The 11688-nt window shown below is 63.0% G+C and carries 13 protein-coding genes and 1 tRNA gene; 11 read left to right on the top strand and 3 right to left on the bottom strand.

Features of this window, described 5'->3' with window-relative positions:
• The first annotated feature begins 22 nt into the window (after window positions 1–22).
• Window positions 23–99, top strand: a tRNA-Pro gene (locus CMN27_RS07580).
• Between the two features lie 138 nt (window positions 100–237).
• Window positions 238–1125, top strand: coding sequence for a tRNA glutamyl-Q(34) synthetase GluQRS (gluQRS, locus tag CMN27_RS07575; RefSeq protein ID WP_293625276.1), 888 nt, complete (start codon window positions 238–240; stop codon window positions 1123–1125).
• Window positions 1126–1283: 158 nt separating this feature from the next.
• On the opposite strand, the gene CMN27_RS07570 is transcribed toward gluQRS, so the two are convergent.
• Window positions 1284–1790, bottom strand: a complete 507-nt coding sequence (locus CMN27_RS07570; RefSeq protein WP_293625274.1) for a DUF6231 family protein — start codon at window positions 1788–1790, stop codon at window positions 1284–1286.
• 166 nt (window positions 1791–1956) lie between these two features.
• On the bottom strand, window positions 1957–3120 hold the full coding sequence (locus CMN27_RS07565) for an OmpA family protein (protein ID WP_293625272.1): 1164 nt from the start codon (window positions 3118–3120) through the stop codon (window positions 1957–1959).
• A gap of 204 nt (window positions 3121–3324) precedes the next feature.
• Between CMN27_RS07565 and prfB the strand changes: the two genes are divergently transcribed.
• Together prfB and lysS are read left to right on the top strand one after the other, a co-directional pair.
• Window positions 3325–4426, top strand: a protein-coding gene (gene prfB / locus CMN27_RS07560) for a peptide chain release factor 2 (RefSeq protein ID WP_293625270.1) whose coding sequence is annotated in 2 segments (ribosomal slippage) — window positions 3325–3396 and window positions 3398–4426 — 1101 coding nt in all. Because the reading frame shifts where the segments join, the coding sequence is not laid out codon by codon here.
• A 54-nt stretch (window positions 4427–4480) separates the two neighbouring features.
• Window positions 4481–5986: a lysine--tRNA ligase gene (lysS, locus tag CMN27_RS07555; RefSeq protein WP_293625268.1), complete on the top strand. Its 1506-nt coding sequence runs from the start codon at window positions 4481–4483 to the stop codon at window positions 5984–5986.
• A gap of 67 nt (window positions 5987–6053) precedes the next feature.
• Here the strand turns inward: lysS and CMN27_RS07550 are convergent, their stop codons facing one another.
• Window positions 6054–6929, bottom strand: a complete 876-nt coding sequence (locus CMN27_RS07550; RefSeq protein ID WP_293625266.1) for a hypothetical protein — start codon at window positions 6927–6929, stop codon at window positions 6054–6056.
• A gap of 129 nt (window positions 6930–7058) precedes the next feature.
• Here CMN27_RS07550 and CMN27_RS07545 point away from each other — a divergent pair, with 129 nt between their 5' ends.
• The 7 genes from CMN27_RS07545 (at window position 7059) to CMN27_RS07515 (ending at window position 11549) form a co-directional block, all read left to right on the top strand.
• Window positions 7059–7271, top strand: a complete 213-nt coding sequence (locus CMN27_RS07545) for a DUF1674 domain-containing protein (protein WP_293625264.1) — start codon at window positions 7059–7061, stop codon at window positions 7269–7271.
• Between the two features lie 39 nt (window positions 7272–7310).
• Window positions 7311–7697: a succinate dehydrogenase, cytochrome b556 subunit gene (gene sdhC, locus CMN27_RS07540; RefSeq protein ID WP_293625263.1), complete on the top strand. Its 387-nt coding sequence runs from the start codon at window positions 7311–7313 to the stop codon at window positions 7695–7697.
• Window positions 7698–7728: 31 nt separating this feature from the next.
• On the top strand, window positions 7729–8115 hold the full coding sequence (sdhD, locus tag CMN27_RS07535; RefSeq protein ID WP_293625262.1) for a succinate dehydrogenase, hydrophobic membrane anchor protein: 387 nt from the start codon (window positions 7729–7731) through the stop codon (window positions 8113–8115).
• Window positions 8115–9905 (top strand): succinate dehydrogenase flavoprotein subunit, encoded by a 1791-nt coding sequence (sdhA, locus tag CMN27_RS07530; protein WP_293625260.1) that lies wholly within the window; start codon window positions 8115–8117, stop codon window positions 9903–9905. The genes sdhD and sdhA overlap by 1 nt, the downstream gene beginning before the upstream one ends.
• 63 nt (window positions 9906–9968) lie before the next feature.
• On the top strand, window positions 9969–10748 hold the full coding sequence (locus tag CMN27_RS07525) for a succinate dehydrogenase iron-sulfur subunit (protein ID WP_293625258.1): 780 nt from the start codon (window positions 9969–9971) through the stop codon (window positions 10746–10748).
• Between the two features lie 78 nt (window positions 10749–10826).
• Window positions 10827–11084 (top strand): succinate dehydrogenase assembly factor 2, encoded by a 258-nt coding sequence (locus CMN27_RS07520; protein ID WP_293625256.1) that lies wholly within the window; start codon window positions 10827–10829, stop codon window positions 11082–11084.
• A gap of 3 nt (window positions 11085–11087) precedes the next feature.
• The gene (locus CMN27_RS07515; protein WP_293625254.1) at window positions 11088–11549 is read left to right on the top strand and encodes a protein YgfX; all 462 of its coding nucleotides are present in this window, start codon (window positions 11088–11090) and stop codon (window positions 11547–11549) included.
• Window positions 11550–11688 lie beyond the last annotated feature (139 nt).

Genomic DNA, 11688 nt, shown 5'->3' with positions numbered 1-11688 from the left:
TCTGTTAACATACGCATCTTCTCGGGGTATGGCGCAGCTTGGTAGCGCGTCTGCATGGGGTGCAGAAGGTCGTAGGTTCAAATCCTGCTACCCCGACCAATCTTTCTTTCGGCGGCGCACACGGCGCCGCCAGTGGCGGCGTTATTCGCATATCGGCATAGCCAGTGGCTCGACGCAGCCTACCCGTCTTCCAGAGCGCCCTCGGGTGCGTGACGGCTTTTCCTCTCTTCTCAGCTGATGCCCTCGGTGGTCGGACGTTTCGCGCCGTCGCCCAGCGGCGCCCTGCATATTGGTTCGCTCGTAGCAGCGCTCGGCAGCTTTCTGCAGGCGCGAGCTCAGGGCGGGCGTTGGCTGCTGCGTATGGACGACCTGGATACGCCGCGGGTCGAGCCGGGGGCGGCTGAGCGTATCCTCGACGCACTTGTGTTTTTCGAACTGCGCTGGGACGGCGAGATTCTGTACCAGGATACGCGGCGCGATGCCTACCGACTCGCGATCGAACATCTGAAAAACGCCGGCCAGGCATTCGACTGCGGCTGCACAAGGCGCGAGGCAAGATCGGGCCAGGGTGGTATTGAGGGGCCGATCTACCCGGGCACCTGTCGGGGTGGTCTGCCGCCTGGGCGGCAGGCGCGTTCGGTGCGCTTTCGCGTGGACGGGCAGTGTTTTACGGTCGCCGATTCGGTACAGGGCGGCTACGAACAGCGCCTGGATCGGGATATCGGTGATTTCGTGATTCGCCGCGCCGACGGCATCGTGGCCTATCAGCTTGCGACCGTGCTCGATGACGACTATCAGGGCGTGACCGAGGTGGTACGCGGCGCTGATCTATTGTCGTCTACGCCGCGGCAAATTGCGCTGCAGAAAGCGCTGGGTCTCGATACGCCGCGATATGCGCACCTGCCGGTGATCGTAGACGAAGCCGGCGAAAAGCTGGGCAAGAGTACCGGGGCGATGCCGCTCAGGCCGGAAAAACCCGGCGCGCAGTTGGCTCAATGCCTGCACTGGCTGGGCCAGTGTCCGCCCGATTCGCTTTGGGATGCGAACGCGAGCCACGTGCTTCGCTGGGGCCTCGACAACTGGTCCCTGGATCGGGTGCCGAAGACGCCGGAGGCAGTAGCCTAACGACGGGGCCGCCAGGCCCGGCTCGGGCCTTTATTAGCGTTTACCGCAGAGTCGGCGAGCGCTGCCGGCACCAGCCGCTGAGCGTGCTGCGGCGCGGGTGGAAAGCGGCGTGGCGGTTAGCAGCTGTCGAAATCTGTGTGCGGGCCGTAACTGATCGCTCACCAGCGTTCACGATCCCAGCGTTGAGGGTTGGCCCAGTAGCGTGAGTTCAGCCAATCCGGCGTGGTCTTGTAGTCCCGAATGTCGTACCGATAAACCGAAACCTCGGGCCCCAGACGGCGGCTGTCGGGGCTGCGGCGAAAACCCAGTGCAATGAAGTCGCTGATTGTCCAATGCTCGGCCGCCGGGGCTCGCGTATCGACGCAGACGAGGACCGTGCCGGCCAGTTGGTCGCGCAGGCGGCTTACGAGCTGGCAGCCTTCGCGATGGGCCAGCCCGGCAAGCGCGTTAGGGAGTACGATCGCGAGGTCGAACCGTTGTGCGGTGTCAGCGCTTGGCATGTCCTCGCCGTTCGCGGTCGTGCAGTCCGCGTTATGACGTGAAGCCAGCCCCTCTAGCGCGTCCACGAGCTGCGAAACCGGGCCTACGAGGAGTAGCCGCTCCGGGGCGTGCTCAAGCAGGCATTTTTCGAGATAGGGGCGCAGTGTGTCGGTCGGTGTTTCCATTGCGATACCTCGGTCGGGCACTGGAGAAGGCGGGCGTAGCCCGGCTGGGCTTCGAGGACGTTCGGCATAGACCGCGTCGCTCGACCATTGCACGAACAGCAGACAAAAAAAAGCCCGGCCTCCGAAGAGGCCGGGCCCGACTTCAAACAGTCGGTCTAACTGATTGTTACTGCTCGGTAACGTTCAGTTCGACGCGACGGTTCTGAGCGCGGCCAGCGGCCGTCTCGTTGGTCGCAACCGGGTTGGACTCGCCATGACCCTGCGTGCCGGTGATACGGCTCGAGGTGATGCCGTGCTGGATCAGGTACTGACGCACCGAGTCCACACGACGCTGGGAGAGGCCCTGGTTGTACTGTTCGGTGCCGATGCTGTCGGTGTAGCCATCGATACGGAACTTCACTTCGGAGCTGGCCTGCAGCGCGTCAACCACGTTGTTGAGGCGGTTTTCGGCCTGCATCGTCAGCTTGGCGGAATCGAATTCGAAGGTCACGCCCTTGAGGACGATGGGGGCCTTCTTCTCGATCGGGCAGCCACGTGCGTCAACTTCGGTGCCACGCGGGGTGCCGGGGCACTGGTCATTGGCATCGATGACGCCGTCGCCGTCGCTATCCATCGGCTGGGCCGGAGCGGGGGCCGGAGCCGGCTCGGCAGCAGTCGGGGGCGCACCCAGCGGGATCTGCATACCCAGCGACAGGATATGGTCGTCGTAACGCTGATCTTCGTAACCGGCGCCGTAGATGTCCGCGGAATCCACGGTGGTGTAACGGTAGCGGTACTCAGCACGCACGGCCAGGCCGTAGTCGTTCAGCTGGTACATATAACCCAGGCCGGCATCCAGATAGTCGGTGTCGGCATCGTCGCCTACGCCGATCGGGCCCTGGCCATCGCCTTCGACGTCGACCGCATTGAAGCCGGGATCCGTCTTGCCCCAGGCCGCGCCGAGGATGCCGTAGACCGGCAGCGTGTCGCGGGCGGGGAAGAACAGGGCGTCAAGACCGAAGCCGTACAGATCGGCGTCGGCGCTGTTGCCGCCACCCAGGTTCTGATCCGGGTTGAAATAGAAGCCGAACAGTTCCAGGTTCAGCCAGCTGTTGATCGGCTTACCGATCGCCAGGGTGCCACCGATGCTGTCATCGTTATCGGTGTTGAGCGAACCGAAGTCGCCGCCCGGGCCGCCAACGGTGTCGTTGTCGAAGAAGCCGTAGCTGACCATCGGCGCCACGTAAAAGCGCTTGTCCTGCGGCGCGTCCATCTGCGCCATGGCGCTGCCCGCGAATGCGAGCCCCAGCGCGCCAGCAACACCTGCGGTAAGCGGTTGCTTGAATTTCATAGTTCAAAACTCCCTTGAACGGGTTTAGGTTTGTTGTGCGGTCCCATCCACCGAACTGGCGAACAAGCGTTCCCAAACCGGTGACGTGCAAACGGATTATGGAGGTTATCGCTGGAATTAGCAATTAATTCTCTCGCTTGTGCTGTATGTCTTAAGCTGTAATGATCCGCGCCCGCAACGCACCCCCAATCAATAGGAAAGTCAATGGATACCAACGCTGTGAACACCCGCATGCAGGAACTGCGCGCGCGTCTTGGCGACCTCAGGGGGTATCTTTGACTACGCTGAAAAGAAGGATCGCCTGGACGAAATCGACGCCGAGCTAGCCCAAGGCGATATATGGGCGAACGACCCGGACAAGGCGCAGGCCTTTGGCCAGGAGAAAGCACGGCTGGAAGAGGTCGTGCGGCCGATCGAGAAATCGCTCACGATCCTGGACGACAGTGAAGAGCTCGTGGAGCTGGCGGCCATGGAAGAGGACGCCTCCTCGGTAATCGAGGATGTCGTGGCCGAACTCGATACGGTCGAGGCGCATCTGAAGAGCCTCGAGTTCCAGCGCATGTTCTCCGGCGAAGCCGATGCCAGCAACGCCTTCGTGGACATACAATCCGGCTCGGGCGGTACCGAGGCTCAGGACTGGGCCGAGATGCTGCTGCGCATGTATCTGCGCTGGTGCGAGCGCCGCGGATTTTCCACCGAGGTGACCGAGTTGTCGCCGGGCGAAGTGGCCGGTATCAAGAGTGCCACCGTGGCAGTGACTGGCAGCTATGCCTACGGCTGGCTGCGAACGGAAATTGGTGTGCATCGTCTGGTGCGCAAATCGCCGTTCGATTCCGGCGCGAGACGTCACACGTCGTTTGCCGCCGTATTCGTCGCGCCGGAAATCGATGACGATATTTCGATTGAAATCGACCCTTCGGATCTGCGCGTCGACGTCTACCGGGCCAGTGGTGCCGGTGGACAGCACGTCAACAGAACCGAGTCGGCGGTACGCATCACGCACAACCCGACCGGCATCGTGGTGCAGTGTCAGAACGACCGTTCTCAGCACAAGAACCGTGCGACGGCGATGAAACAGCTGCAGTCCAAGCTGTATGAACGCGAGCTCGCGGCACGGCGCGCCGAGGCCGAGGCGACGGAGGCCGACAAGTCGGATATCGGCTGGGGCAGCCAGATCCGTTCCTACGTGCTCGATCAGTCGCGTATCAAGGATTTGCGCACGGGCGTGGAAGTCGGCAACACCCAGGCCGTGCTCGACGGTGATCTGGACGCGTTCGTCGAAGAAAGCCTCAAGCAGGGCCTCTGAATCAGCAGGCGGTGCGCCTGAAAACCACTCTTAAATATATAGGGACGACAAGACATGACCGATACCGGGGCCAGCGATAGCGATACCCACCGGCTGGTTGCCCAGCGCAAGGAAAAGCTGCAGGCATGGCGCGAACAGGGCGCAGCTTTTCCGAACGATTTTCGCCCCGATGCGCTCGCAGGCGAACTCCAGGAGGCTCATGCCGAAGACGATGCGCAGTCGCTGGACGAGCGCGCCCAGCAGGTCGCGGTCGCCGGCCGGCTGTTGGCGAAACGCGTCATGGGCAAGCTCAGCTTCGCCACCCTGCAGGATCGTAGCGGCCGCATTCAGTTATTCGTACAACGCGATCTGCTCGGCGAGGACGCCTACAAGGCATTCAAGCAGCTCGATATCGGCGATATCGTGGGCGTGAGTGGTGCGCTCTCGCGCACGAACAAGGGCGAGCTTTCGGTTCGGGCAACCGAGCTGCGTCTGCTGACCAAATCGCTGCGTCCGCTGCCAGAGAAATGGCATGGCCTGTCCGATACCGAGGCGCGCTATCGCCAGCGCTATGTCGACCTGATCATGCATCCGGACTCGCGTGCGGTATTCATGGCCCGCAGCGCAATCGTGCGCGGCGTGCGCGATTTCTTCGAGTCCCGCGATTTTCTGGAAGTGGAAACGCCGATGCTGCAGGCCATCCCCGGTGGGGCCGCCGCACGCCCGTTCGTGACCCATTACAACGCGCTTGATCACGATTTCTATCTGCGCGTGGCCCCCGAGCTTTATCTCAAGCGCCTCGTGGTCGGCGGGCTGGAGCAGGTATTCGAGCTCAACCGCAATTTCCGCAACGAGGGGGTGTCGACCCGGCACAACCCCGAGTTCACGATGCTCGAGTTCTACCAGGCGTATGCGGATTATCACGATCTGATGGATCTCATCGAAGCATTGCTGCGGGAACTGTCGGCCCGTGTCGAGGCGCGTCATGCCCAGGCCTGCAACGAGGATGCGATCCGTTTCGACGCGCCGTTCGAGCGCCTGGCGATGCGTGAAGCGGTTCTCAAGTACAACGACAATATCGAAGCACAAGATATTGAAGGTATTGATAAGTTGGCCGAGACGGCTTCGCGTCACGGGGTTCGTGGCGAGGCGGGCTGGGGCTATGGGAAGTGGCTCACCGAGCTGTTCGAGCATACCGTCGAGCACCGGCTGGAAACGCCCACCTTCATCGTCGATTACCCGGCCGAAGTCTCGCCGCTGGCACGTCGTCGCGACGACGACCCGGAGGTGACCGAACGCTTCGAGCTGTTCGTAGCCGGCCGTGAGATCGCCAACGGGTTTTCCGAGCTCAACGACGCCGAGGATCAGGCCGAGCGCTTCGCCGCCCAGGCCGATGCCAAGGCCGCGGGCGACGACGAGGCCATGTATTACGACGCCGACTACGTGAATGCGCTCGAGTACGGCCTGCCGCCGACCGCCGGGGCCGGTATCGGCATCGACCGGCTGGTGATGCTGCTGACCGGACGCAGCGCGATCCGCGACGTGCTTCTGTTCCCGCAGCTGCGCCCGCAGGGCCAGTAGACAGGGCGAGTAGCCAAGGGCCAGGGCCGCCGCGCCGGCGGCCCTGGCGTCTGCGCGCAACGGCCGTCTAGTCGGGCGTCGGGTAGGGGAGTTGGCCCGCTTCCAGCGTCGCCTGGGCCGTGGCGAGTGATGCCTGGGCCGCGCTCGTTTTCAGCACGGCCAGCAGCACGCCGCGGCCCTCGTCAGCGTATGGGGCCGAGTAGAGCACCGTACCGACTCGTTCGCCCGCCGCATCGAGCACGTCACTGCCGGGGGCCGGCATGTCGCCGTGCCAGAACAGGCGGTACATCCGACGGGTCAGCCGGCCGCGATAATGCAGCCGGGCAATGACTTCCTGACCGGGATAGCAGCCCTTGTCGAAATCGATCGCTTCCAGCCAGTGCAGGTTGAGCATCTGGGGAACGAACTGCCCCTGTGTTGCTGGACAAAGGGCCGGCACGCCGGCATCGATTTCTTCTGCCACCCAGCTCGGATCGCTGGTTTCCAGGCAATCCGGCTCAACAGGCTCATCGATACGCGCGATATTCAAGGCTCGTGGCTCGCCGCTGCTGCCGACGGGCAGACCGAGCAGAACCGTGTCGGCCTCTGCGCGTACCTCGCTGGGCTCTGGCAGACCGGGCCCGCGCTGTGCCACGACGCGAAGCGTGTCACGACAGTCCTGGAGCTTGACTGCAGCACGTAGAACGTACATCTGCAGTCGCTTGAGCAGGCCGGCCATGAGCGATTCCGGCACGACCAGCCAGTAGCCGTCGTCTCGCTCGCACACGCGAGCGATCATCTGAGCCCGGCCCTTGGCATCACACCAGGCAGCCAGAAAGTGGCGATCGTGGCCCAGGCGCATCACGTCGTTGGTGAGCTGGGCACGCAGAAAGTCGGCCGCATCGGCCCCGGTGACGGCGATGACGCCGAGCGCGCTCGGCGCCGACGCAGTGGAATCGGTCATAGGTGCATCCAAGTCGTGTATGGCTCGTATTCTAGCCATAGCGTAAAGTCACTGTTATATGCAGCTGGGCCGGTCGGTTCAGCCAATGTTCACATTGCCAGAAACCCGCCACAGGTTTAGAGTATCGCCATGTCAGACGAACGTTTGTCCGCTTCGGACGAGTCCCAGGCAAAGACCCCCGCCAACTCGACCGAGCGTGAAACCGCGCCAGAGCCTACCGATTCCAACCCGCCGGCCAAACCGAATGCGGCTGACCTGCCGCCCGAGTTCGGCGGCCGCAAGGGCCCCGAGCCCGTGCGCTACGGCGATTGGGAAAAAAACGGGCGCTGCATCGATTTCTGACCCTTTTTCAGTTCGTTCCATTGCCACTCGGGGACCCTCATGAGTCAACAGGCTAACCGCCCACTATCGCCGCATATCCAGATCTATCGCTGGCAGATCGCCATGGCGACATCGATCGCCCATCGCGCCTCCGGCATTCTTCTGTCGGTGGGCAGCGTTTTTCTCGCCGTATGGCTGATCGCCGCGGCCAGTGGGCCGGATGCCTTTGCCAGCGTCAATGGTTTCGCCGCCTCGTGGTTCGGCCAGCTCGTGATGTTCGGCTGGTCCTTCGCCTTGTTCTATCACCTGTGCAACGGCATCCGCCATCTGGTTTGGGATGTCGGTGTCGGGCTGGATCTGGAAACCGCACGCCTGACCGGCTATGCGGCTTTTGGCGTGGCGGCGGCGCTGACCCTGTTTGTCTGGATCTGGGCGTTCATCGCCTGATCGACTCGATTTTGTGTTCCGGGAGACTTAAATGAGCAGTATTCGTTCATCGCTCGCGAGCGCGCGCGGGCTGGGCAGTGCCAAGACGGGCGTGTCCCACTGGTGGTTCCAGCGCGTGAGCGCCGTCGCACTCGTGCCGCTGACGCTGTGGTTTGTCGCTTGCCTGGCGTCGCAGCTGGGCGCTGACTATTCCAGCGTTACCGACTGGCTGTCGTCGCCGTTGCAGGCATCCCTGCTGGCGATCTATCTGGCCGCTATCTTCTTTCACTCGCAGCTCGGTCTGCAGACGATCATTGAAGACTACGTACACCACGAAGGCGCGAAGATGGCGCTGCTGATTGGTTTGCAGTTGCTCAATATCCTGCTGGCCGTGGCCGCTATCTTTTCCGTCATCATGATTCTTGTAGGAGCCGCCTGATGAGCGAAAGCTACGACATCATCGACCACCAGCACGACGTCGTGGTGGTAGGTGCCGGTGGTTCCGGCCTGCGCGCAACGCGCGGCCTGGCAGACGCCGGCCTTTCCACCGCCTGTATCACCAAGGTCTTTCCCACGCGTAGCCATACCGTGGCTGCCCAGGGCGGTATCGCATCCGCGCTCGGCAACATGGGTGAAGACGACTGGCGCTGGCATGCCTACGACACCATCAAGGGTGGTGACTGGCTGGGTGACCAGGACGCCATCGAATACCTCACCAAGGAAGCCATTCCGGCGATCATCGAGCTCGAGCACGACGGCGTGCCGTTCTCGCGTACCGAAGACGGCCGTATCTACCAGCGTCCGTTCGGCGGCATGACCACCCATTTCGGCGAAGGCACCGCACAGCGTACCTGTGCCGCAGCCGACCGTACCGGCCATGCGCTGCTGCATACGCTCTATCAGCAGTCGCTCAAGGCCCGTGCCGAATTCTTCATCGAATACTTCGCCATCGATCTGCTGATGACCGAGGACGGTGAATGTCGTGGTGTGCTGGCCTGGGATCTGCAGGGCGGTCAGCTGCATCGCTTCCGTGCCCACCAGGTCATTCTGGCCACCGGTGGCTACGGCCGCGCCTACTTCTCCTGCACCTCCGCGCACACCTGCACGGGCGACGGCATGGGCATGGCCCTGCGTGCCGGTCTGCCGCTGCAGGATCCGGAGTTCGTACAGTTCCACCCGACCGGTATCTACGGCGCGGGCTGTCTGATCACCGAAGGCGCACGCGGTGAGGGTGGTTACCTGACCAACTCCGAAGGCGAGCGCTTCATGGAGCGCTATGCCCCGAACGCCAAGGACTTGGCCTCGCGCGACGTGGTCAGCCGTGCGGAAACGGTCGAGATCAACGAAGGCCGCGGTGTGGGCGAGAACAAGGACCACACGCTGCTGCATCTTGAGCATCTGGGTCCGGAAGTGCTGCACGAGCGCCTGCCGGGCATCACCGAAACCGCGATGATCTTCTCCGGCGTAGATGCCACCAAGGAGCCGATCCCGGTGCTGCCCACGGTGCACTACAACATGGGCGGCGTGCCCACCAATGCCTTTGGCGAAGTGGTCACGCTCAAGGACGGCGATCCGGATTCGGTCGTGCCGGGCCTGATGGCGGTCGGCGAGGCCGGCTGTGTGTCGGTGCATGGTGCCAACCGTCTTGGCTCCAACTCGCTGCTCGATCTGGTCGTGTTCGGCCGTGCGGCCGCACACCGCTGCACCGAAGTCGTGCGCAAGGGCGCGCCGCACCGGGGTGATATCGATGCCTCCGAGAAGAAGGCGCTGGAGCGCTTCGACCGGCTGCGTCATGCCAAGGGCGACACCCCGACCGCCGAACTGCGGGCCAGCCTGCAGAACTCGATGCAGAAATACGCCGCGGTGTTTCGCAACACCGAGAGCCTGGAAACCGGCGCCAAGCAGATCAGCGAGGAAGTCGAAGCCTTCGCCAACGTCGGCGTGACCGATCGTTCCATGACCTGGAACAGCGATCTGGTGGAAACGCTGGAGCTGGAAAACCTGCTCGGCTGTGCGATCACCACGATGCACGCCGCCGCCAACCGCAAGGAAAGCCGCGGTGCGCATGCGCACGAGGAATACACCGAGCGCGACGACGAGAACTGGATGAAGCACACGCTCATCTGGCACCACGGCGGGCCGGATACGCATATCGACTATCGGCCGGTGCACATGAACCCCATGACCGACGATATGGAACACGTGCCGCCGAAGAAGCGCACCTACTAATGCATAACATCGTCGCCGGCCCTTCGGGGTCGGTGGCCTGCCACTGAGTAATGGAGGCCTGTCATGGCTGAATTCCGACTGCCGAAGAACTCGCGCATCTCCAAGGGCAAGAAGTTCGAGGCGCCCAAGGGTGCGAAGAACGTCAAGACGTTCCGTATTTATCGCTGGGAACCCGAATCGGGCGAGAACCCGCGTGTGGACAGCTTCGCCATCGATCTCGACAAGTGCGGGCCGATGGTTCTCGATGCGGTCATCAAGATCAAGAACGAGATCGACCCCACGCTGACGTTCCGTCGCTCCTGTCGTGAAGGCATTTGTGGGTCCTGCGCGTTCAATATCGACGGCAAGAACACGCTTGCCTGTACGACGCGTATCACCGATATCGATGGCGATGTGCGCATCTACCCGCTGCCGCATATGCCGGTAGTGAAGGATCTGGTGCCTGACCTGACCCATTTCTATGCACAGCTCGAATCCATCGAGCCCTGGATCAAGACGGATACGCCGGCGCCGACGCGCGAGCGTCTGCAGACACCGGAAGACCGCGCCAAGCTGGACGGCCTGTACGAGTGCATCCTGTGTGCTTGCTGCTCGACCTCCTGCCCGAGCTACTGGTGGAACCCGGAACGTTATCTCGGCCCGGCCGTTCTGCTGCAGGCCTATCGCTGGATCGTGGATTCCCGCGACGAAGCCACCGGCGACCGCCTGGACGATCTGGAAGATCCGTTCAAGCTGTATCGGTGCCATACGATCATGAACTGCACCAACACCTGCCCGAAGGGCCTGAATCCGGCTAAGGCCATTCAGGAAACCAAGAAGCTGCTGCTTGAGCGCCGCGGCTGATATCGACCCCACCACGGCCCGCCGGTTCCGGCGGGCCTGTGCCTTCGGCCGATTCGGATCGGCCCATCCGAGCCAATCATGAGCGAAAAAGCGCGCATACGCTGGCTATGCCGGCGTGGAATGAAGGAGCTCGACGTGCTCCTCGAACGCTTCGTCAATAACGAATACGACGATCTCGACGAGCGCGAGCAGGCTGGCCTGCGCGAGCTGGTGGAGATGGAAGACCCGGATCTGTATGCGCTCGTCATGGGGCGTATGGAACCGGAAACGTCGGTCCAGGCGGATCTGCTTTCGCGTATCCGCCAGTTCCAGCGGCCCCAGGGCGCAACGCCGTAAGCAATGGCGAACCCGTTCGCCGATACACTGCATCTGAATGTGCGTGTGTCGGCGGCGCATCGTGCTTTTGTTCTAGCACTGCATATCGCGGCCGCTGCCGTCATCGGGGTGCTGTCCGCCGGACGTCCCTGGCTGCTCGGGCTGCTGCCGGTAATCGCCGTGCTCGCCAGGCATGCGCATCGTAACGCCGTTCTCGAACGCGCCGACAGTATCGTGCGCCTGCGTTACCAGTACGACGGCCACTGGCGCTGGCAGAGGCGCGACGGTGTCTGGCAGCGTGGTCATCTCGTCAGCGCGTTTACGGCCGGCGACTGGCTGATGGTGCTACGCCTGCGTGCAGAAGGGGATCGTCTGCGTAGCCGTAGCTGCATACTGTTTCGGGATGCGCTAAGCGCCAGGGCCCACCGCCGGCTGCGCGCTCGGCTGACCATTGCGCCGCCCCGCGGCGGAGCCGAACAGGCGTGATCGGTTTCAGCACCTGCCGGTGGCTATTAGTCGCGGCCTGCCTGGTCGTCGGCATGGGGCAAGCGTCGGCCGGCACCGATGGCGACACGGCCATTCGCTGGAGCGCCTGTCCGGATAGGGCGGCTGTCCCCAGTGCTGC

The sequence above is a fragment of the Salinisphaera sp. genome, assembly GCF_002729955.1.
Classification (GTDB): domain Bacteria; phylum Pseudomonadota; class Gammaproteobacteria; order Nevskiales; family Salinisphaeraceae; genus Salinisphaera.
The sequence above is the reverse complement of the archived record's forward strand: the minus strand, read 5'-3'. Positions and strand labels throughout refer to the sequence as shown.